Genomic DNA, 22,045 nt, shown 5'->3' with positions numbered 1-22,045 from the left:
AATCGCTCTTGGCTCATAAGACAGCCCGCCGGCCGATGCTGGCGGGCTGTCACATCTTGACCGGGGTATTCATGGTTCCGCTGTTGCTGTTCCGGGCGCTCCGCAGTGCCGGCAGGTCCGGGGGCGTCTTATGACGGGCGCGACCGGGCATGCCGTGCGCAGCGGTGCGGCACGGGTTTTCTTTATTCTTTGTGCATTTTTGACATTGGTGCAGATCAACCGGCTCGGCGGTGGGGTGATTGCCAATGCCCTGATGGAACAGCGCGGCATTTCCCCGGCCGAAATCGGCGCTGTAATCGGTATCATGTCGCTTGCCGCTGCTTCCGTGCAGATCCCGATGGGCGTTTTGTTCGACCGGTATGGCGCCCGCCTTACCACGTCGGCATTGAGCCTCATTGCGGTGGGCGGAATGGTGCTCTTCGCCGTTTCTGAAAATGCCACAGGGCTGATCGGAGGGCGGATTTTGCTCGGCGTAGGGCATGCCGGCGCCGTGACAACCGTTTACCTGATTGTGCTTGGCTGGGTCCGTCCGGACCGTGTGGCCACGGTTTCGGCGCGGCTCATCGCTCTTGCCGGGGCGACAAGCGGTCTGCTGGCGACAGCTCCGCTCGCCATCATGCTGCAGCAAGCAGGGTTCACAGTGACGTTCTTGCTTCTCGCCGCGGCGATCTTGCTGATGACGATCCTGATCTTTCTTTGGGGCCGGGATCATCCCCCGGGTATTGCGCGCCCCGAGCGGCCCCACGAAAGTATCGGCCAGGCCTTTTCAGCCATCCTGACTATGCTGCGCGATCGGGACATTCGCGGCACACTGATCATGGCAAGCTGTTTTGCCGCGCCTTTCGCAACGGTTGGCGGTCTCTGGGCCGGGCCTTATCTCAGGGAAGTTCATGGACTTGCCCAGACCGACGTCGGCTACGCACTGCTCCTTATGGTTCTGGCACAGAACGCCGGAACGCTGGCGTTCGGCCCTTTGGACCGGATGCTGAATTCCCGCAAGCGCGTTGTCCTTGGGAGCTGCGTGCTGATGGTGCTGTTGCTCGGCATCATGACAGCGATCCCACAGCCCCCGTTCTGGCTGGCCATGGTGCTGCTGGTCGCGTTCGGCTTCGTCTCGCCGTTCTTCGTCGTGCTGGCCGCACATTGCCGGGGCTTTGTGCCGAACCATCTGGCGGGACGTGCGATTACTGCCATGAGCCTCGTCGGTGTTGGAACGATCTTCCTCGCGCAATGGATCACAGGATTGATCGTGGACGTTGCCGGAGGCGGTTCCGACGGGGCCTATAGGCTGGTCTTCGCCAGTGTCGCCGCGCTGATTGTGGTGGCCGCTACATTCTACAGCCGGATCCGCGATATTCCGCCTTCCGCTCCTTCGGCCGCTTCCTGACCTAGCCTTTCCGGGCTGCTTCGATCTGCTCGACCAGAGTGTCCAGGCTGACGGCGCCCGGCAACAGTTCCCCGCCAATGACAAAGGCCGGCGTCCCGTTGATACCGAGCGTCCGGGCCAGGAGTGTGGCGTCCTGGATTATCGTTCTGGTTTCGGGAGAAGCCATGTCCGCTTTCAGCTTGTCCAGATCGAGACCGACTTCGGTGGCGGTCTGGAATATAACGGCGTCGCTCAGCCGTCCGCGATATTTCATCAAGGCGACGTGGAACGCGCTGTAGGCTCCCTGCTTGTCGGCTGCGATCGATGCCTGGGCGGCTGTCACCGACGCCGGGCCGAGAATCGGAAACTCCTTCATCACCCAGCGGACATTCGGGTCCTGCTTCAGCAACTGCAACACCGGGTCGACCATCCGTTTGCAATAGCCGCATTGATAATCGAAGAATTCAACCACGGTAACATCGCCGTCCGGATTGCCGATCACCGGGTCGTTTTCGTTGCCGGTAATCTGTCCCTGCATGTGGGCGAGGGCGGCACGCTGGCGCTCCTTCTCCGCAACTTCCTGGCGTGCCTGCATGGCGTTCAGGGATTCAACGATCACTTCCGGGTTGGCTATGATGTAATCGCGAATGGCTATGTCGAGAGCGGATTTCTGATCCGGTGAAAACGGCTCGGCAGCCTGTGATCCTGCCGGAAGACCGACAATTGCCGATGCTAGGACGACGGTGAGGATTAACGCTCGGTGGATTTTGGTGAGGGGCGCCATGGCGGCCATGCTGCGTGCCTTTCCGGTCGTGCTTTTGGTTTTGTAATGTTGGGCTGGCCGGCCGCTGCCGACAAACCACGTTATCGTTATTGCATTCTGACTATGGGATGAGGGCGCTAGTTTTTCCTCGCCGGCTGGTTCTTCTTGCGCTCGCGATCGCGCGGGGTCGAGATTCCCTCAATATCGCTGGCTCTCAGCCAGGCTTCCGTATGGGGCTGCAGCTTCTGCTTGGCCCGGTTTGCCTGCAGAGCGGCATCCCGCTCATTGCCGGAGCGGAAAGCTTCCTCGGCGAGGGCGAGGGCGGACATGCCATGATCGCCGTTGCGGCCGTAGGCGATAGCCAGCTGACGCCAAGCAAAAGTCGCATTGGGAAGTAGCCTTACGACATGTTCGAGATGCGTCTGGGCCTCCTCGTTGTGCTCCTTTGTGTCGAGAGCCAGCAGGACCCGTGACAGCTCCAACTCTATCCGTGGCGCGTCGGGCAGGCTTTCAAGGGCCTTGCGGTAGGCAACTTCAGCGTCGGCCGGCCGGGCCGCCTCAAACAGGATCTGGCCTTTCAGCTCGTGGAAATACGGATCGCCCGGGTAATCGGCGAGTAATTCGTCGACGAGCGCGACGGCTCTGTTGGCATCCGGCAGCCGATATGTGGCAATGGCCCGGGCGTAGCGGGCTTCCAGTGAGGTGTCCGTGTCGGGATAGGCCTTGAAGGTGCGTGCCGGAGAACGGATGAAGCCATACAGCTTGGCCACCATCCGGCGATGTTCCTGCTGTATCTCCTCGGGCAGTTTCTTATCGCTGTAGCGCGAGTTTTTCACCTGCTCCTCAACAAAGGCAATCCGGTCCCGGGTAAGCGGGTGCGTGCTTGCGTAGGGAGAGCGGCTGCGTCCACTCAACAGCTCTTGGCCACTGAGCGTCGAGAGGAACTCAAGCATGCCTCTTGAGGTCTCGCGATTGCTTTCGAGGAAACGAATTCCTGCCTGGTCCGCCGAAGACTCCTGTGCCCGGCTATATTGTAGCAGGGAGCCTTGAACAGCTGCCTGGCTGCCTTGGATGATCGCGCCGGCGGCGTCGCCCCGGCCGGTTGCGATTGCCGCGCCGGCACCGAGGATGATGCCGAGCAGGGCATTCTGGCTGGCATTACGCAGGACTTCTCCACTCCGCGCCAGATGGCCGCCGGCAATGTGTCCCGTTTCGTGAGCGATCACGCCGAGCAGCTGCTCAGGCGTCTCTGTCGCCATCAGCAGGCCGGTATGGAAGAAGATGTTCTGACCGCCGGCAACAAAGGCATTCAATGTGTCGTCGTTGATGAAGTAAAGGTCGACTGCCGCAGGTGACAGGCCTGCACTCTGAAAAATCGGGGTCGCCAGCTCGCGAATATAGAGCTCGATCTCCGTATCCGTAATGAACGACCGCGCATCAGCCGGCCGGGCCCACCCGGCGAGAATGGTCACCGCAAAAACTAACGCAATTAGATGCTTGCCAACTAGGGCTTTGCACTTCATGGATTTGGGTCCGAGCCGGTTGGTGCTGCGCATAGCTTTGTAATGTGCGCGTGTCAGGGGCCGCATTCAATAGCCTGCGGCGATTTGAGAGGAAGTTATGTTCAAGAGGACCGTGCCCGTGGCATTGGCTCTGTGCGCCGGGTTGCTTGCGGGCTGCGCGAGCGACGAAGCCATCGAAGTCACCGAAGGATTTTTCGGATCTGTCGCTGTCGATGAGCCGCGGGCTGCCCTAATCGCCCAGGATGTGCTGGTCCAGGGCGGGACTGCGGCCGACGCTGCCGTCTCTGCTTATTTCACTCTGGCCGTGACATTGCCGTCTTCCGCGGGCCTTGGAGCGGGTGGTTCCTGTCTTGCTTTCGACCCCGTGAGCAAGCGGTTTGAGCGTCTCTCTTTTCCGCCGCAACCCTTGTCGGATGAGCGCAATGCAATCGCCGCCCCGGTTGGACCGCGCGCGATGTTTGCCTTGCATGCCCGTTATGGCCGCCTGCCCATCACGCAGTTGATCGGTGTGCCGGAACAGCTCGCCCGTTTTGGTGAACCCGTCTCCCGCCGCCTTGCAGAAGATCTTGCACGTGATGGCGCAGTCTTGACGTCGTCGGCAGCCGGCCGCTCCGTCCTGCTCGCTCCGGACGGTGCCGCATTGCAGGCGGGTCGCTCTTTGGTGCAGCTGGATCTTGCCTCTGCATTTGGCCGATTGCGCGTCGCGGGGATTGGCGATCTCTATTCGGGCCAGCTTGCCCGCCGCTTCGTGACCGGGGCGGAATCTTTCGGCTACAAGGTCGATCCGGCTCGTTTGCGCCGGGCGGCTCCGGCCTGGAGTAATGTTGAGGGTGTCGATTTCGACAATCACGTCTGGGCGGTCGCGGCCAGCCGAAGTGCCGACAGCGCATTGATTGCCAAGACCCTCTCGCTCGCTTTCCACGAGGCCGGCTGGTCGTCCTCCCCGCAGGATATCGATCCGCTGATGCTGGCTGAAATGCAGGTCCGCGCGGCGAACGCAGTGGCAAAAGGGGACATCGATTTGAGTGCGGATGCCGCCGAGCGGCTGTTCGGTAATTTTCGTTCCGGTATTCCCCGTACCGCCGCAACACCTGCTGCGACCGCCTTGTTCGGCGGAAAATCACAGTCCGGCGCGACGAGCTTTACCATCACAGACAGGCGAGGTCTTTCCGTTGGCTGTGCGTTGACCTTGAACGCACCGTTCGGGATCGGGCAGATGCTTCCGAACCTCGGTTTCATCCCGGCCCCCGCGCTACCGACTTCGAACCCGCCGCTGGCTGCTGCGGTCATCGCAGGGAACACCCACGCCTGGCAGGTTCACATAACCGCCATGGCGACCGGTGGCAGGGAGACTGTCTCGGCTCTGGTTCCTTCGATCTTGCGTCATTATGTGGCCGGCCAAGCGATGAGTGCCGCCGTGGCGGCGCCGCGCTCCCATTTCGATCTTGCGGCGGGCACGCTGTCGGTCGAGTCCGGTATTGCTCCGGCGGCCGGAGCATTGGCTTCACGTGCGGGCTACCCGGTGCAGCCTGCCAGCCAGCCGATAGGCGCCGTCCGTCTGTTTCGCTGTAAGGAGGGACTGCCGCGCAGTGACAGGGATTGCGGCATTGCCGACGATCCGCGCGGACGCGGTATGATCCTGTTTGAAGGCGGCAACTAGCGGAAAGGCAATCCAGTGGCCCTGAAAGTATCCCGGCGGGGAGATGTGCCCGCCTTCATCGTCATGGATGTCATGGAAGAAGCCGGGCGCCTGATGGATGCCGGCGCGGATGTGCTGCATCTTGAAGTCGGACAGCCTTCCACTCCGGCCCCGAAAGGGGTTCTGGAAGCGGCAAGAAAAGCGCTGGATGACGACCGGATCGGCTACACTCTTGCCGCTGGCTTGCCGCCGCTGCGGGAACGGATCGCAGGGCATTACAAACACTGGTACGGCGTTTCGCTGGACCCGTCACGGATCATGGTGACCACCGGCTCTTCCGGAGCTTTCCAGATCGCCTTTCTTGCCGCGTTCGATGTCGGTGATCGCGTCGCCATGGCCTCCCCGGGATACCCGGCCTATCGCAATATCCTGTCCGCCCTTGGTGTCGAACCCGTGCTGCTGGAGACTGAGCGCGAGCATCGCTACCAGCCGACACCGGAATTGCTGGATGCAGTCGAAGGAGAACTGGACGGCCTGATCATTGCCAGCCCTTCCAACCCGACGGGCACGATGCTGGGGGAAGAGGAAATGGCGGCTTTGACCCGCTATTGCCGGGAGAAGGGAATCCGGCTGGTCTCGGACGAAATCTATAACGGGATTGATTTCGGTATTCGTTCCGTGTCGGCGCTTGAGAGCGACGATCAGGCAATCGTCATCAACAGTTTCTCGAAATACTTCTGCATGACCGGCTGGCGGCTCGGCTGGATGGTCGTGCCGGATGACCTGGCACTCTCCATGGAGCGGCTGGCCCAGAACTTTTTCATCTCGCCGCCGACGCTGTCCCAGTTCGCGGGAATGGCGGCCTTCGACTGTGAGGAAGAACTGCAGGCCAATGTTGCGCGCTATGCCCAGAACCGCGAGGTTCTGCTGAACGAGTTGCCGGCGGCTGGGCTGGACAACCTCGCCCCGGCGGATGGTGCGTTCTATATCTACGCCGATGTCAGTCGCCTCACCAATGACAGCGCCGATTTCTGCAAGCGTATGCTGAACGAGACCGGCGTCGCGGCCACGCCCGGCATGGATTTTGATCCTGCACGCGGCCACCGTTCCTTAAGGTTTTCCTTTGCCGGAAGCACCCCGGATATGGTCGAGGCAGCCAGCCGTCTCAAAGGCTGGCTGAAACGCTGACGCTATTCAGCCGGGTTGGGTAAACCGCCGTCATAGCCGCCATCCTGATCATGTCCGGCCTTGCGGGCCCGACGGGCCGCGCGCCAGTCCTGGAAATTGCCCCGGAGCTGCAACGCTGAAGGGGTGACGATCAGTGTCAGGATCGTGGCGAAACCCATGCCGAAGACGATTGCGGAGGCCAGAGCCACCCACCATTGGGTCGAGGGCGCTCCGACCGAAATCTCCCGCGTAAACAGATCGATATTGAGCTGGAACACCATCGGCAACAGGCCGAGCATGGTCGTGACGGTGGTCAGCATCACCGGACGAAGGCGCTGGGCACCGGTGCGCAAGACCGCTTCCATGGTGCTGCCCGTGGTTGTCTTCAGGGCGTCGAACGTATCGATCAGCACGATATTGTTGTTCACCACGATACCGGCCAGCGCGATCACGCCGATGCCGCTCATCACGATACCGAAGGGCTGCCCCGTGACCATCAGGCCGATCATCACGCCGATGGTCGACATGATCACGGCGCTCAGGATCAGGAAGGCGCTGTAGAAGCTGTTGAACTGGGTGACCAGAATGATCGCCATGATGAACAGGGCGACACCGAAAGCCTTGCCGAGGAAAGCCTGGGCAGCCTTCTGTTCCTCGTCCTCGCCCTTGAACGTGTAGCTCACGCCTTTCGGCAGTTCGGTCTTACCCAGCCAGGCGGTCAGTTCCTTCACCTTTTCGTCCGCCAGCACGCCGGGCAGCACGTCTGCCTTCACCGCCATGACCTGACGGGCGTCGGAGCGCTTGATAGTCCCGACTTTGGCTTGCGGCGACCAGGAGACAAAGTTTCGCAAGGGAACCAGGCCCTTGTCCGTCATCATTCGGATCGCGAGAAACTGGTCGAGGCGACGGGATGGGCGGGGATAGCGGACGACAATGTCGATTTCCTCGTCGCTGTCGTTCGGCCGGTAGTCGCTGATTTTCAGGCCGCGGGTGACGAGTTGCACGTAGCTGCCAATCAGGGCGATATCCGCCCCGAATTTCGCTGCCTGGGCCCGGTCGACGGCGATCTGCCACTCGATGCCGGGGATATGCCGGTCATCCTCGATATTCTGCAGACCGGCCATGCTGTCGAACTGTGCTCGGACCATCCCTGCCGCCTCAATCAGGCGATCAGGGTAGACAGACCGAAGCTGGACCTGCACCGCTTTGCCGGTCGGCGGGCCGCCTTCTTCCTTGGCTGTTTCGGCGAAGATGCCGGGATAGGCTTTGGCGCGCTCGGAGATCTCGGCCAGAATTTCGTCGGCCGACGCGCGGTTCTGCCAATCGTCGAATTCGACCTGAATGGTACCGACGACATCCTCGGCCAGATCCTGACCGCCGCCTTCCTTCTCTCCGACGAATGTGTAGACGGATTTGAAGCCGCCGACATCGAGGACTTCCTTCTCGATCTCGAAGACGAGGCGCGCCTTCTCGGCCGTCGACATGTTGCCGCGGGCATGGACGTGGATCATCGCGTTGTCGGGTTCGACCTCGGGGAAGAACTCCACCCCGTTGCCGTGGTTGGCGTAATAATACTGCACGCCGACCAGCAACGCGGCTGCGGCCAGTATCACCTTTCCGGGATTGGTCAACGCGAGTTTCAGGACTTTCAGATAGCCGCCGGTGAAGCCTCTGACCTTGTTCAGGTCGCCATTTTCCATGGCCGCGAGCGACTCCCGACTTTCCTCGCTCTGGGCGCCGGACTTGCCGAAGATCGACCCGAGGGCCGGGACGAACAGCAGGGCCATGAAGAGGGAGGCGGTGAGGGTCGCGATCAGCGTGATCGGCAGGAACTTCATGAACTCGCCGACCACACCTGGCCAGAACAGCAGCGGCAGGAAGGCGGCGAGGGTCGTGGCGGTGGAGGCGATGATCGGCCAGGCCATGCGTTTGGCCGCTTCCGAATAGGCGGCGCGCCGGTCCAGCCCTTCGGACAGTTTCCGGTCGGCATATTCGGTCACCACGATGGCGCCATCGACCAGCATGCCGACCGCGAGGATCAGGCTGAACAGCACGACGATGTTCACAGTCAGCCCGAGTGACGACAGGGTCAGGATGCCGAGCAGGAAGGAGCCCGGTATGGCGATGCCGACCAGTCCGGCGGAGCGGTAGCCGAGGGCACCGACAATGACGATCATGACCAGCAGGACGGCACTCAGGACATTGTTGCGGAGATCGGTCAGCATGGTCCGGATCTGGCCGGATTTATCCTGGCTGAACGTCGCGGTAACGCCGGCGGGCCAGGTTGTCTGGGTTTCGGCAACGATGGCTCGGACGTTCTCCACGGTCTCGATGACGTTTGTACCGATCCGTTTTGTCACCTCGATGCCAATGGCGGGTTTGCCATCGAGCCGTGCATGGGTCTCCCGGTCCTTGAAGCCGCGCTCGACATAGGCGATGTCACGGACCCGAACCACGGCGTCGCCGTTCGTCTTGATCGGCTGATCCAGGATGTCCTGCAGGTTTTCGTAGAGACCGGGCACCTTGATCGGAAACCGGCCATTGCCGGTATCGAGCGTTCCGGCGGCTACCAGCTGGTTCGAGCGGGCGACGATCTCAAGCACTGACGACGCATCAATGTTGTAGCTGTCGAGGCGGAGCGGATCGATTACGATTTCGACCAGTTCCTCCCGCTCACCCGTGAGTTTCGCCTCCAGCACGGATGTGATGCCCTCGATCTCGTCGCGGAGATTTCGGGCGAGATGCAGCATGCTGCGCTCGGGAAGCTCACCCGAAAGGGTCACGACCAGGATAGGGAACAGGCTCACATTGACTTCGTGAACAGTCGGCTCGTCCGTTTCCTCGGGCAGCTCCGGCTTGGCGAGATCAACCTTTTCGCGGACATCCAGCATCGCTTGGTCGGCATCGAACCCGGCCGTGAATTCCAGGGTGACGTTCGCACCGCCCTCAAAAGCGGTGGCGCGCATTTCCTTCACGCCTTCGATGCCGCGCATTTCGGATTCCATCGGTTTCAGCAGAAGGCGCTCTGCATCTTCCGGCGAGATGCCGTCATGCTTCATCGAAACGTAGATGATCGGGATATTGACGTCCGGATCCGCTTCTTTCGGGATGGTCACATAGGCGACCGCTCCGGAAATCAGGATCAGGGCCAGCACCATCAGGGTGGTCCGGCTGCGGTGCAGGGCAGCGTCGATCAGCGCGTGCATCGGGCGATCCTCAGCTTGCTTTGGCGGCGTCGGTGCCGACGGCCGATTCCGGGACCGCCCGCACGGTCTCGCCATCGGAGACGAATTCCTGACCGACGGAGATCAGCAGCGCACGTTCCGGGAGGCCTGTGACGTAGGCCCAGTCTGCATCGCTGTCGAGCACGGTCACTTTGTTGAACCGAACGATGCTGGACGCATCAACGGTCATCACCCCGAGCTGGCCGTCATCGTTCAACGTGAACACGCCGGCGGTCAGTTTGTGGGCGGTAACCTGCGGGAGCGGCAGGATGACGCCGGCTGTGATGCCGAGCTCCAGATCCATACCCGGGTTGGGAACCTCGAGCTCCACCCGGAACGTCCGGGTATCGGAGTCGGCGGCGGCAGAGATGTAGCGGATTGTTCCGGTCAGATCGGTGCCGTCGAGCAGTTTTGCTTTACCCGGTTGCCCGACCGCGAGCTTGATCCGCTCCTGCTCGGAAACCTGGGCGACGACGAGTATGGGGTCGAGATCGAAAAGGGCTGCAACCGGATCGCCGCTCTGCAAGACATCGCCAAGCTCTACATAGACATCATCGAGTACGGCATCGAATGGCGCTGAAATGGTAAGGCGCCGGATTTCCTCTTCGACCTTGGCGAGCTCGGCCTTGGCTTCCTGCAGATCGGCAAAGGTTTCGGCGCGGGTGGTCTGTGCCTGGAAGCCCTTGTTGGCGAGCTTGTCGGCGGCATTGAACTGGGTTTCGCGCTGCACGATCCGGGCTTTTGCCATCTGCCGCCTGGCTTCCCGGTCTTCGGGGTCGAAGCGGAGGATCGTCGCGCCTTTCTTGACGTGATCGCCGTCCTTCGCGCCGAGCGCGACGACCTTGCCGAGGATCTGCGCTTTGAGCTCTATTTCGCGGGAGGGGGCTGTCCGGCCGGTGATGACCACGGCGGAGCGATACGGCTCAGCGATGCTTTCGCGGACGCGCACCGCCGCCATTTCGGAGGCCGGTGCCGCAGCTTTTGTCTCCGCAGCGTCCTCGCCTTCCGTACGGGCCCCGTTTGCGAACTGGCCTGACAGAATCCATGCGGCGGTACCGACGGCGATGACGGTGGCCAGCAGGATGGAATAGTTGATTCTCATAGGACCTCAGCGGGGCTGTATGGTTTTGGAGCGCACGCGCGCGTTCTGATCGATCGGTGGAGTGGCCCTTTACTCAGCAGCATGTCGCGTCTCCGCGCTGAGCTGGGTCAGAAGCGTGTCGCGATTGGCCCTCATATAGTCGGCGGCGGCGCTGTAGATCGTACTACCGAGACCACGGACGAAATTCATGCCGGGATCGGCGGCACAGTTCGGGTTGAACTCGTCGAGCTCGCATTGCTGGGAATCGTAGAATGCGATCCGTTCATCGATCAGTCGGGCGATTTTCTCCGGGGTCTGATAGCGGGCGAAGAAAATCAGGAAAAATAGATCGGAACGAACCTGGTCCGGCTCCGGCTCGATCTCGCACGCGCGGCGGAGGGCCGTCTTGCCGGCCTCGGTCAGGGAATAGACTTTCTTGTCCGGCCGGCCATCCTGCGCTTCTTCGGTAACCGTTACGAGGCCTTCTCTGGCGGCGCGCGTCAGGGCTGGATAGATGGCGCCAAGAGAGGCTTTCTGGAAATGCGCGAACGGCCCTTCCGCGAACTGCTTGCGGATCTCGTAGCCGGTTGCGTCCCGTCGGCTGAGTACCGCGAGACAGAGAGTCTTTACGTCCATGAACAGGGCCAAACTATATCGGTCTGATATATAACGGACCGATATATGGGAGCTATACCTGCAGATGGAAGGAAAAAGTTTCTGAGCCGCTAGACGATGCAGGATTGCGCAGGTTTTGTGGCCTCAAGGCAACAGACCCGGTATCAGAAGGTTTCCTTCCAGGGTCGCAGTTCGATCTCCCAAGCCCAGCTTGAGCGTGGTTGGCGGTGGAATTGCAGGTAGCATTCGGCGATGGCGTCCGGATCGAGCAGTTTGTCCTCGCCGGGTTGCTCCCGTTGATCGCTTTCGGTCCGGATTCCGCCATCAATCACGAAATGACCGATATGGATGTTCTGCGGGTGCAGTTCGCGCGCCATGGATTGCGCGAGACCCCGCAGCCCGAATTTGCCCATCGCGAATGGCGCGGATTGCGGGTAACCCTTGACCCCGGCCGACGCGCCGGTCAGCAGGATCGTGCCGTGACCGGCCTTCAGCATGCGTCTTGCCGCTTGCTGTGCCACCAGGAAGGCGCCGTGACAGGTGACTGTCGTGGCGGCGAGGACGTCATCCGGATTGAGATCGACAATCGGCCCGCGGGCTCGCTTCGAGGCATTGAACACGACAATGTCAGGGCTGCCGAGCGCGCCATCCATCCAGGTGAATAGGCTGGCGACGCTGGTCTTGTCGGCGACATCGCAGGAATAGGTCAGGGCGCCGGTCTCCGAGGCCAGTCCGGCCAGCTTGTCCGTGTCCCGGGCCGCCAGCGCGACTTTCATGCCGTTTGCCGAGAAAAGACGGGCGAGGGAGGCGCTGAGGCCTGTGCCGGCTCCCACGATCAGGGCTGTTTCGCTCATGGTCCATCCTATCGGTTCGGACGGCTCCGGGCCGGATCGCCGCTACCTCTTCGGTCGCGACGGTCCCGGCCTGATCACCGGCCAGGGTTCGGGAAATTCGCCGACCGGAACCTCGATCAGGGTCGGACGCCCGGCGGCGAAACCTTCCTCGATCTTCGTCCGCAGCTCGGTCGGCGTAGTTGCGCGCAAGCCTAGCGCACCGCAGCTTTCGGCGAGCTTCACGAAGTCGGGATTGGTGAACTCGCTGCCGATCACCCGGTTGTCATAAAGCTCTTTCTGCATCCGCATCACGTTGCCGTAGGCACCGTCTGCGAAAACCACGGCAACGACATTGATGCCGTGATGCACGGCGGTCGCAAGCTCCGGCATGGTGTACATGAAGCCGCCATCGCCGTTGATCGACAGCACCTGCTTGTCCGGGTGTGCGACCTGAACGCCGAGTGCGGTGGCATAACCGTAGCCGAGCGTACCCTGATAGCCGGGCGAGACCAGCGTGCGTGGGCCGTAGGTCGGGAAGCCGACGCGGGAGGCGTAGGCGACCTGGGTAAATTCATCGACCAGGAAACCGTCTTCAGGCAGGGCGGCGCGGATAGCGGCCACCCATTCCATCTGCGGGCCGATTTTGGCTTCGAACTGCGCCTGGAACTCTGCCTTCAGGGCTTCCATTTCCTCGGTGCGTGACGGCCGCGCACGATTATGTGCCGGGATCTTGCCGAGCAACGCGCGGGTCGCACCGGCCGCATCGGCGACGATGCCGATATCGGGCTTGCCGACGCGGGTCAATTCGGTCGGGTCGATATCGACATGAATGACTGAGAGCTGATCATCCGTGCCCCACGTCATCCGCTCGTGCTGCAGGCGGCAGCCGATGGAAATCACCACGTCCGCATCGCCCCAGAGCCGGTTCCCCGCGGGATGGTGCAGGGAAAGCGGATGTCGGTCATCCAGAACGCCCTTGCCGTTCATGTAGGAAACCACGGGCGCTTGCAGCATCTCCGCCAACGCGCGGATCTCTTCGGTCGCTTCGTAAGCACCGCCGCCGACGAAGATCATCGGGTTGCTGGCCTCGCCGAGCATTTTTGCGGCATCCGCGATCAGATCCGGATCTGGCTCGGGAGGCTCCGGGGCCACGGTCGGCGTGATCGGGCCCACGGGAGCTTCCAGATGCAACTGGTCCAGCGGCATTTCGATACCGACCGGGCGTGGACGGCCGCTCCAGAGCTCCCGGAAGGCCTGATCCATGACGGCGGGGACTTCGGAGGGGTGATTGATCCTGTGGGACCACTTCGTCAGCCGTTCCATCTGTCCGAGCTGATCCGGGATCTCGTGCAGCATGCCGAGGCCGCGACCGATGGTATTGCTCGGGATTTGCCCGGTCAGCGCGAGGACGCGGGCATTGCAGCCGTAGGCGGTGGAAAGCGCGGCGAAAGTGTTCAGCAGACCGGGACCGGGGACAACCGCATAGGCACCGACCTTGCCGGTCGACTGGGCATAGCCGAAAGCCATGTATGCCGTGCCCTGTTCGTGCCGGGCATTGATCACCCTGAGGCTGTTCCGGGCGTCATACAAGGCGTTGAACAGCCCGTCGAGCTGGATGCCGGGCAGGCCGAACACCGTGTCGATACCGTTCTCCGTCAGGGCGCGTACCAACGCCGTGCCGCCGGTCATGGAACTGGATGCGGTCATGTTTCCTCCCTGTGGCCGGTGCCGGTCTGATGCCGGCATTCAGCGGCCTTTATTGCGGATCAGCCCCCATTGCGGATTGCCGTCCAGACCTTTTGTGGCGTCATCGGAATATCGATGTGTTTGACACCATATCCCGCAAGCGCATCGATCACCGCGTTCATGATCGGTCCCGGCCCGCCAATTGACGGTACCTCACCGACGCCCTTCACACCGAGCAGGCTGTTCGGTGACGGCGTGGCTACCCATGAATGATCGATAAACGGCACGTCGTCGGCGCGCGGGAAGGCGTAATCCATCAGAGATCCGGTAAGCAGCTGGCCGGAGTCCGGGTCATAGACGCTGCCTTCCATCAGAACCTCACCGATGGCCTGGGCAATGCCGCCGGTCACCTGTCCGAAGGCGAGGGGCTCGTTCACGATCCGTCCGAGATCGTCGACACCGACGAAACGGTCGACAGCAACATGGCCGGTGTCCGGATCGACCTCGACCTCAACGACATAAGCGCCGTTCGGGAAGGTGGTGTGCTTGCCTTCGAAATCCATCTCGCCGACGCAGCCGCCACGCAGGCCCGGCTCCAGCGTCTCTGCCGGAATATCGCCCATGCGAGCGATCAGTTCGGGGAAAGAGATTGCCTTGTCCGTGCCCGCCACCTTGAAGGAACCGGCCTCGTATTCTATGTCCTGAGATGCGGTTTCCATGAGGAGCCCGGCCAGTTTCTTGCCGTTTTCGACCATCTCGACCGCCGCCCGATGCACGGTGTTGGCCGCGATCGGCATCAGACAGGACCCGCCGGTGCCGCCGCCAACCTGGAGGTCGTCACTATCGCCTTGCTCGACAATCACCTGCGCGGGGTCGATGCCGAGGGTTTCGGCCGCAACCTGCGCCAGCGTGGTCTGGTGGCCCTGGCCGGAATCCTGGGTGCCGGTGCGGACCCGGACCTTGCCGTCGTCTGTCAGTTCGACCTTGCTGCGCTCGGCGGTTGAGCCGCCGGTTGCGTGCACGTGGATGCCGAAGCCGATGCCGCGTTTCTTGCCAGCAGTCTCGCTCGCCGTGCGGCGATCCGCGTAAGTCTCGTAGCCTGCCTTGGCGAGTGCCTTCCGGAAGATCTCGGGATAGTCCCCGCCGTCATAATCCTCGCCCATCGGCGTGTGGAACGGCAGGTCTGCAGGCGTCATCAGGTTCTTGGCGCGAATCTCCGCCCGGTCGAAGCCGTGCTTGTCGCAGGCATAATCGATCAGACGTTCCAGCGTGCCTGCGCTCTCCGGTTTTCCGGCGCCGCGATAGGCATCGGTCGGCGTTGCGTTTGTGAACACGGCCTGCACGCGGTATTCGGCCGCCGTGATCTTGTAGCAACTGGTGAAGACCCGGACCGCCCCCTTGGTGACGATGGAGGGGTTCACTGCGTTGAGGTACGCGCCCATATCGGCCAGCGCATCGATCCGGAAGGCGGTGATCATGCCGTCCTTTGTCAGCGCCAGTGTCGCCCGGTCGAGGCGGCCACGGCCGGGCGCGTCGGCAACGAAGCTCTCGGTGCGGTCCGCGATCCACTTCACCGGACGTCCGGTAATGCGAGATGCAAGCAGGCAGAGAATCTGTTCCGGATAGGGCCAGATCTTCACGGCGAAGCTGCCGCCGACATCGTTGGTGATGACCCGCATCTGGGTTTCCTCAACACCAAGCACTTCGGACATGGCCGCGCGCAGCATGACGACGCCCTGACTCGGTGTGTGGAGTGTGTATTTTCCGGTCTCACCGTCGAACGCGCCGACGCAGCCGCGCGGTTCGACCGGCGCAATCACGGCGCGCGGATGGTCGACGGTCAGTTCCACCACATGGTCGGCGGCGGCGATCGCTTCATCGACTTCGCTGCCATTGCCGATACGCCAGTCGAAACTGACATTACGCGGCGCCTCGTCCCAGATCTTGGGAGCGCCGTCCGAGACGGCATGGGCGAGATCGGTGACTGGCTCCAGATCCTCATAGTCGATATCGACCAGCTCGGCCGCTTCCAGGGCGGCGGATATCGTTTCGGCAACGATGAAGGCGACCGGTTGGCCCGCGTATTTGGCGACACCCGTCGCCAGTGCCGGACGTTCCGGCTCGATCATCGGCTTGCCGTCGTGCCCGACCATGGGCATGCGGGAGCGCATCGGGCCGACGCTTTCGCGTATCAGGTCGTCGCCGGTCAGAACGGTCAGAACGCCGGGCACGGCCTTTGCGTCGTCCACTGCAACAGAAAGGAGCCTGGCATGCGCCATGGCAGAGCGTACCACGACCGCATGGGCGGCTCCTTCCGGGAACAAATCGTCCACGTAACAGCCGTGGCCGGTGAGTAGCCGGTCATCCTCGCGTCGCAACATGTCTCTTGATCTCGTTAATTCGTGGCTGGACTGTGATTATCTCACACGCAAATATACACGCGATCCAGCATTTCTTAACCCCGCAATAGTAAGGCTTGGTTGTGAGCACAAAGAATATCGGTGACTTGGCGCATGGGTGATTCGGACAATAGTTCAGCAGCGCTCGACGCTCTGCGCGCGCAATTCGATCAGGCGATGTCGGAGCCGGACGCCGTCAAGCGTTTCCGCGTCCTGTTGGATGTCATGGAAGGAGCACGCCTTCTGCAGTCGAAAGTCAACAAGAGCCTGAAAGAGCACCAGAAATCAGAAACCTTTTTAGAGGTTGAAAAGCGGTTCGTGACCAAGCACGAAACCAAGCTGGACGCCCTCGCCCAGGGTTTCTTCAATTGCTATGCGACCCCCGGAAAAGCACGCGCAGCGCTGGATCAGCTTTGTGACAATTACGACACTCAGTATGTCCTTGATGTGGTTGCACTTGGTGTTTGGCGGCTTTCGAAGCCGCTCGGTTTCGATCTGTTCGGGATCAAGAGCGAGGCTCGCCACGCGGCCGAGGCGTTCTATGAGAACAAGCTGCATCCAGCACTTGAGCAAGCCATCCCGGATCACGGGGATTATCTGAAACTGAAGCGTCTCAATGTGGAAGAGCGCTACGGAAAAGTTCTCGAGGATATCGAGATGTGCCGGAAGGCCGCGGCGGCCATCGAGGTGGTTCTGAAAAAATACCGGGACCGGTTCGCGACCGAAGCAAAGTCAATGTCCGAGGAAGACGTCGAACAGCTTTCTCCATCGGAGGTGGTCGAGCGGGTGAAGGCTCTTCCCCCGAAAATGCAGGAAGCTATCTTCGAAGCGCAAAAAGAAGCTCTTGCCACCAAACCTCGCGCCGCGCACTAAGCCTGGCGCCTGCCCTGGGTGAATTCCTGGACCCGGTCGAGAGGGATCTCGACCGGCAGGTCCAGGAGCATAAAAGACAGGGTCTTGCCGTGCAGATCCAGATTGAGCGTGCTGTTCACACCGCCTTCGAGTGCATCGTCGATAACGAAATTCAGTGCCGGAAGGTTGGGCAGCTCATAGCGGGTGACAGCGCTCGCTCCCTTGTGCGCGAAGAGCGCGAGGATCCGCTCTTCGGTTACCTGTTCCAGCAACAGGGAATAGGCGGCCTCCGTATAGGGGATGACGCTGATGTTGGAACGGTTTCCCTTATCGCCGCTGCGGCCGTGCGCGATGTCGTGCAGGCGGAGGCGAAGGGTATCGAGAACCACGGTCATGCGTCGGCTCCGAGAAATTGAACGCTGGGCGAAAGCCTGTTCCTGTCGACCAGGATCGAGGCGGTGTGGATCTGTGCGGTGATATTCCGCCTGAAGCCGCCGCCGCCGGCAGGGCCGGAACAATAGAGGCTCAGTACCTCGTCCGCGAGATCCTCTGCAACCTCTCGGGAATGACAGGAAACGGCGGCCCGGACCCGGTAATCGCCATCCGGTGAGGGGTCTTCGGCGCCGGGATAGGGCGCACTGCCGCCATCGAAGGTGCTGGACGTGCCGATGATATCGAAGCGGTACTCGGCATTGCTTCCGCGCTCGTGGGCCCGTTCGCTCAGGACCTCCCGGGCAAGCTCCGCCCGGGCCAGGGCATTTGGCCCCGCATAGCTGATCTCCGCCTCGCCGAGCCAGCCGCCATCGAAGCTGATTGTGGTCTTCAACGTACCCGGCCGGGCTTTCCCGCGTGCGCCGGAGACAGCGACAACATTGTCGTCAGCTTGCTCGACGGACACTCCGGTGATGTCGAGCACAACGTCCGCCGTCAGATAGGCAGAGGGATCGTGCATCTCGTAGAGGATCTGTTCCTTGACGGTCGCCGGTGTCACGCAGCCGCCGGTGTTGTCAGCCTTGCCGACCCGTATTGCGCCGTCGCGGGAGATCGTGGCAATGGGAAAGCCGACATGGGCAAGATCCGGCACGTCCTTGAAACCCGGGTCGGCGAAATAGGCGCCTGTTACCTGGGCGCCGCATTCCAGCAGATGTCCCGCCAGCGTTCCAGCCGCAAGCGTATCCCAGTCCTCTTCGGCCCAGCCGAACTCATGGATCAGCGGGCCGAGCACCAGAGCCGGGTCCGTGGTTCGTCCGACGACCACGATATCCGCGCCGCCGGCCAGCGCTTCGGCAATCGGGCGGGCGCCAATATAGGTGTTGGCGGCGACGATCCCGTCACCGATTGGCAGCCCTTCGATGGTCTTGTGCGCGCGGATCTCTTTTTCGTCCATCACTGTCAATAGATCGTCTCCGGAGACGACCGCGACGCGTGGTGTGCGGCAGCCGATTTCCTCGGCGATCTCCAGAATACGCTTCGCTCCACCGGTCGGGTTTGCGGCGCCAAAATTGGAGACGATGCGGATGTTGTTTGCAAGGCAACGCTCCAGAACCGGCCGGACATAGGCTTCGAGGAACGGTGAGTATCCGCGCTCCGGATCGCGCTGTTTTTGTTTTTGCGCAAGCGCCAGGGTGCGTTCCGCAAGTGTCTCGAAAATAAGATATTTTGGGCCATCACGGGTGGCGAGTGTATCAACCACGGGACCGCCGGCATCCTTACGGTCGCCGGCAAAGCCGGCGCCACAGCCGATATGAACGAGATTTTTGGTCATCAGTCTTTCGCTTGGCAGGGTGGGGGGCAGACTGTAGCGTCTGCCGGACGATTTTTACCAGTCTTCAAATCAACCAGTGCGGGGAGAGCGGCGATGCCGGGACGCGCAGATCGCGTCAGAGAGAGTGCTGCCGCAGGTCCGTTTCGCGATTTTCCCGAGCAAGGCACGGTGGTTGTTTTCGATCTTGAAATCACGGCCTGGGAAGGCTCGCTCGCCCGGGGCTGGAGCGAGCCCGACGAATTCATGGAAGTCGTCCAGATCGGGGCGGTAAAGCTTGATGCCGCCATGCCCATGGCGGAGCGGGCGAGCTTCGAGGTGTTGGTGACGCCGGAGAAAAACCCGCTGCTTTCCGACTATTTCATCGAATTGACCGGGATCACCAATGCGGATCTGTCTCGTCACGGCGTGCCGTTCCAGGATGCTCTGACCCGGTTCGCCGATTTTGTTGGCGATGCCGGGCTCGTTGTGTCGAACGGGAGCGATTGGTCCGATCTCGTTCAGAATGCGGATTGGGCCGGTATGGCATGGCCGTTCAAGGATGATCTTTTCGCCAATATCCGTCCGCGCCTTGCCGGAGCGTTGGGGCTGCAGGAGAGCCAGACCGTGAGTTCAACCCTCCCTCAGCATCTCGGTCATACGGCCATGCCGGGCGCCCATACCGGGCTCGGTGACTCTCGTGCCATTGCTCTCGCCATTCGAGAGCTTAGAGCGCAGGGGCGTTTTTGAGGCGCCGGAGACGGTTTGTGCTCTAAATCATTTCACCTGCGGTCAGCAGGTGCATACTATATGAGAGCAGTGTGTGGGACTGATTGGGGCAGATGATGAGTTCGGATAATTTCGATTTGGGCGGCGGTTCCGTCAACGCGGACGAGATTGGCCGGATCGGGCTGTTTCTGGATCTCGGGGAAGAAGAGCGCGCGGCCATCGCGGCTCTTTGCCGTAAGAGCCAGTTCGCGGCAGGCGAGGTGGTTATCGCCAGAGAAGGCGAGAACCACGATGTCTATTTCATGCTGGAAGGCTCTGCCGACGTCCAGAATCACACGATTATCGGCGGTGAGCTGAAGCTTGACCGACTAGGGGCCGGAGCTTATTTCGGTGAACTTTCGGCACTGGATGGCGGTCCCCGGTCTGCCGAGGTCCGGGCGACAAGCGATTGCGTCGTCGCGGCGATGTCACCGAGCGACTTCCGCAACATGCTGTCGGAATATCCCTCGGTGCTGGTTCTGGTGCTGCACAATCTCGCCCAGATGATTCGTAATTCGAACCTTACGGTTCTTCAGCACGCGACCATCTGAGTAAGTGAGGTCAGCTCTCGTCTTCGGTGGCGTCGTCATCGCGGCGGCCGTCGGCCGAGCGAGTGAGGCGGCCCATCAGCTGCTCGAGGGCAGCGTGCAGGTTACGCACGCCTGAGCGGGACATGATCATGCGGGATACGACGGCATGCTCGACCTGAGAGCCGTCGATATTGAACCGCGTGTTCACAAGATTGATCCGAACGACACCGTCCCGCACCATGGCACCGATGACTCCGTCGACGAAAATATCCTGGCATTCAGGGGCAATCACGATGTTTGGCTGCTGTCCTGCCGCCTGACCGCCGGTGGTGGTGTTCGAAGTGTCGCTCATTGAAATTCGCCCGACATAATTTTGTGCCAAATTCGATCTAATACCGATAACACGTTGCCACCGTTGGCGGAAGATCGTTAGGGCGATTCCCGGACGATTGCGCGAGGATTGCCAAATATCCCGCTAAGGAGCAGACTCCTTTATCACGATCCAAAACTCCCTCCGCCTTGGAGACATCCCATCTTTCCGCAGTCTTTCCTGGACTGGCGCGTCCTGCTTCTGACAAGTGTGTGGTTCGGGTCCGTTGCCGGGCTCTTTCTTTCCTTTCCGATGCTTGATCACATCGTTGCGGGCGGCCTGCTGCTTTACGTGCTCGGCACGCTGCCGCAGGCCCGGCTGGAGACGAAAGTGCTTGTCGGCATCGGCACGGTCGCGACGCTGATCCTGATTTCCACTGTTGCCGATCCCGAAGCTGTGTGGCGCGGCCTTGAGCGCACACTGATTTTCGCCGGACTGCTCCCGACACTGAAGATGACACGGGAAGTCGCCCGGCTGATGCCGTCCGTGCGGGCGAGCCAGAACAGACTGGCAGCGCTTCCGGACAGCGCGGCGGATGTCGGCATCACCATTGGCGCGACGGTCTTCGGTGCGGTCCTGAATACAGGCTCTTTCGCCCTGGTCTCCGCAGTGGTGCCGGCCAATGCAAGCAAGGAACGCCGTCGCTCTGCGGCGTGCGCATCGATGCGGGGCATGAGCATCGCCGTGCTCTGGTCGCCATTCTTCGTCGGCTTTGCCGTAGCCGGTACCTATCTGCCGATGGTCGAACTCTGGGAGATCATTCCGTTCGGTTTCATCTGCGTCGCCATATCCGTCTCGATCGCACTTGCCATGTTCGCCCGGCCGTTCAGCTTCTCGGCCGTCGGCGCTGCCCTTGCCTGCCTGAAGCCGATTGCATCGCGGCTGGGGATTGCCGCTGGTACGGTCATTCTGGTCGGGACCTTCACGCCGCTCTCGACACTTGGCTCCATCCTGGTGGTGATGCCGTTGCTGTGTATGTTGCAATTCTTCCGTCGGCCGGACGCATTACGGCCGGTGCTGGAGAAAACGGCGGAAGGGATGAAGGAGCTCGGGGACGACCTTGCGCTTGTCGCCATTGCCATCGTGGTCGGCACCGTTGCGGGAGAGGCCGATGCGGTGATTGTCCATGTCGCGCCGCTGCTTGAAGGCGGATTGCCTGCGCCGGTCCTGCTGGCCCTGATGATCGGCATACAGCTGATACCCGCCATCATCGGGATTCATCCGATCATCACCGGGACCATCTTCCTCGCCGCCCTGACCAGTCTCGATCATGGGGTTCTGCCGCTGGCTCTCTATGAAGCCATGCTCGCGGGATGGGGGCTCGGGGCCATGGTCTCCATCGCCTCTCTCTCTGTTGTCACGGCGGGCTCGATGTTCGACGTGCGGCCAACGCGCGTCGCTCTCGGCCCGAACCTGGCATATGTATTCGTTGTCTGGGCCGTGCTGGTGCCGATCCTCAGTATCCTTCACTACGCCCTGATGTGAGCT

The 22,045-nt window shown here is 61.6% G+C and carries 18 protein-coding genes; 7 read left to right on the top strand and 11 right to left on the bottom strand.

Annotated features, from left to right (window positions below; all coding sequences use genetic code 11):
* Positions 1–130 precede the first annotated feature (130 nt).
* Entirely contained in the window at positions 131–1,387 is a 1,257-nt protein-coding gene (locus IG629_RS08755; protein ID WP_193171570.1) for an MFS transporter, read from the top strand.
* A 1-nt stretch (position 1,388) separates the two neighbouring features.
* Here IG629_RS08755 and IG629_RS08750 read toward each other — a convergent pair whose 3' ends face one another.
* Both IG629_RS08750 and IG629_RS08745 read right to left on the bottom strand, forming a co-directional pair.
* A complete protein-coding gene (locus tag IG629_RS08750; RefSeq protein ID WP_226886559.1) occupies positions 1,389–2,159 on the bottom strand; it encodes a DsbA family protein in 771 nt (256 codons plus the stop codon).
* Between the two features lie 107 nt (positions 2,160–2,266).
* Positions 2,267–3,652, bottom strand: a complete 1,386-nt coding sequence (locus IG629_RS08745) for a M48 family metalloprotease (RefSeq protein WP_193171569.1) — start codon at positions 3,650–3,652, stop codon at positions 2,267–2,269.
* 97 nt (positions 3,653–3,749) lie between these two features.
* Here IG629_RS08745 and IG629_RS08740 point away from each other — a divergent pair, with 97 nt between their 5' ends.
* On the top strand, positions 3,750–5,312 hold the full coding sequence (locus tag IG629_RS08740) for a gamma-glutamyltransferase (RefSeq protein WP_193171568.1): 1,563 nt from the start codon (positions 3,750–3,752) through the stop codon (positions 5,310–5,312).
* A 15-nt stretch (positions 5,313–5,327) separates the two neighbouring features.
* Positions 5,328–6,479 (top strand): pyridoxal phosphate-dependent aminotransferase, encoded by a 1,152-nt coding sequence (locus tag IG629_RS08735; RefSeq protein ID WP_319025048.1) that lies wholly within the window; start codon positions 5,328–5,330, stop codon positions 6,477–6,479.
* Between the two features lie 2 nt (positions 6,480–6,481).
* Here IG629_RS08735 and IG629_RS08730 read toward each other — a convergent pair whose 3' ends face one another.
* The 6 genes from IG629_RS08730 to IG629_RS08705 all read right to left on the bottom strand — a co-directional run bounded on the left by IG629_RS08730 (position 6,482) and on the right by IG629_RS08705 (position 16,278).
* Entirely contained in the window at positions 6,482–9,664 is a 3,183-nt protein-coding gene (locus IG629_RS08730; RefSeq protein WP_193171567.1) for an efflux RND transporter permease subunit, read from the bottom strand.
* A 10-nt stretch (positions 9,665–9,674) separates the two neighbouring features.
* Positions 9,675–10,784 (bottom strand): efflux RND transporter periplasmic adaptor subunit, encoded by a 1,110-nt coding sequence (locus IG629_RS08725; RefSeq protein ID WP_193171566.1) that lies wholly within the window; start codon positions 10,782–10,784, stop codon positions 9,675–9,677.
* Between the two features lie 69 nt (positions 10,785–10,853).
* Positions 10,854–11,399 (bottom strand): PadR family transcriptional regulator, encoded by a 546-nt coding sequence (locus IG629_RS08720; RefSeq protein ID WP_193171565.1) that lies wholly within the window; start codon positions 11,397–11,399, stop codon positions 10,854–10,856.
* A gap of 143 nt (positions 11,400–11,542) precedes the next feature.
* Positions 11,543–12,232, bottom strand: a complete 690-nt coding sequence (locus IG629_RS08715) for an SDR family NAD(P)-dependent oxidoreductase (RefSeq protein ID WP_193171564.1) — start codon at positions 12,230–12,232, stop codon at positions 11,543–11,545.
* Between the two features lie 42 nt (positions 12,233–12,274).
* Entirely contained in the window at positions 12,275–13,918 is a 1,644-nt protein-coding gene (locus tag IG629_RS08710) for a thiamine pyrophosphate-dependent enzyme (RefSeq protein WP_193171563.1), read from the bottom strand.
* Between the two features lie 59 nt (positions 13,919–13,977).
* Entirely contained in the window at positions 13,978–16,278 is a 2,301-nt protein-coding gene (locus tag IG629_RS08705; RefSeq protein ID WP_193171562.1) for a xanthine dehydrogenase family protein molybdopterin-binding subunit, read from the bottom strand.
* Between the two features lie 132 nt (positions 16,279–16,410).
* Between IG629_RS08705 and IG629_RS08700 the strand changes: the two genes are divergently transcribed.
* The gene (locus IG629_RS08700; protein WP_193171561.1) at positions 16,411–17,169 is read left to right on the top strand and encodes a hypothetical protein; all 759 of its coding nucleotides are present in this window, start codon (positions 16,411–16,413) and stop codon (positions 17,167–17,169) included.
* Here the strand turns inward: IG629_RS08700 and IG629_RS08695 are convergent.
* Together IG629_RS08695 and IG629_RS08690 are read right to left on the bottom strand one after the other, a co-directional pair.
* On the bottom strand, positions 17,166–17,543 hold the full coding sequence (locus tag IG629_RS08695) for an AtuA-related protein (protein ID WP_193171560.1): 378 nt from the start codon (positions 17,541–17,543) through the stop codon (positions 17,166–17,168). The two genes, IG629_RS08700 and IG629_RS08695, sit on opposite strands and share 4 nt — an antisense overlap.
* Entirely contained in the window at positions 17,540–18,913 is a 1,374-nt protein-coding gene (locus IG629_RS08690) for an acyclic terpene utilization AtuA family protein (protein ID WP_193171559.1), read from the bottom strand. Before IG629_RS08690 ends, IG629_RS08695 begins: the two co-directional genes overlap by 4 nt.
* Positions 18,914–19,006: 93 nt before the next feature.
* Here IG629_RS08690 and IG629_RS08685 point away from each other — a divergent pair, with 93 nt between their 5' ends.
* Together IG629_RS08685 and IG629_RS08680 are read left to right on the top strand one after the other, a co-directional pair.
* Positions 19,007–19,639: an exonuclease domain-containing protein gene (locus IG629_RS08685; protein WP_193171558.1), complete on the top strand. Its 633-nt coding sequence runs from the start codon at positions 19,007–19,009 to the stop codon at positions 19,637–19,639.
* Positions 19,640–19,731: 92 nt separating this feature from the next.
* A complete protein-coding gene (locus IG629_RS08680) occupies positions 19,732–20,208 on the top strand; it encodes a cyclic nucleotide-binding domain-containing protein (protein ID WP_193171557.1) in 477 nt (158 codons plus the stop codon).
* Positions 20,209–20,218: 10 nt separating this feature from the next.
* Here the strand turns inward: IG629_RS08680 and IG629_RS08675 are convergent, their stop codons facing one another.
* A complete protein-coding gene (locus tag IG629_RS08675) occupies positions 20,219–20,539 on the bottom strand; it encodes a hypothetical protein (protein ID WP_193171556.1) in 321 nt (106 codons plus the stop codon).
* 270 nt (positions 20,540–20,809) lie between these two features.
* Between IG629_RS08675 and IG629_RS08670 the strand changes: the two genes are divergently transcribed.
* Positions 20,810–22,042, top strand: a complete 1,233-nt coding sequence (locus IG629_RS08670) for a hypothetical protein (RefSeq protein WP_193171555.1) — start codon at positions 20,810–20,812, stop codon at positions 22,040–22,042.
* The last annotated feature ends 3 nt before the right edge of the window (positions 22,043–22,045 follow it).

It is taken from the genome of Nisaea nitritireducens (genome assembly GCF_014904795.1).
Classification (GTDB): Bacteria; Pseudomonadota; Alphaproteobacteria; order Thalassobaculales; family Thalassobaculaceae; genus Nisaea; species Nisaea nitritireducens.
This window is presented reverse-complemented; position numbering and strand designations above follow the sequence as displayed.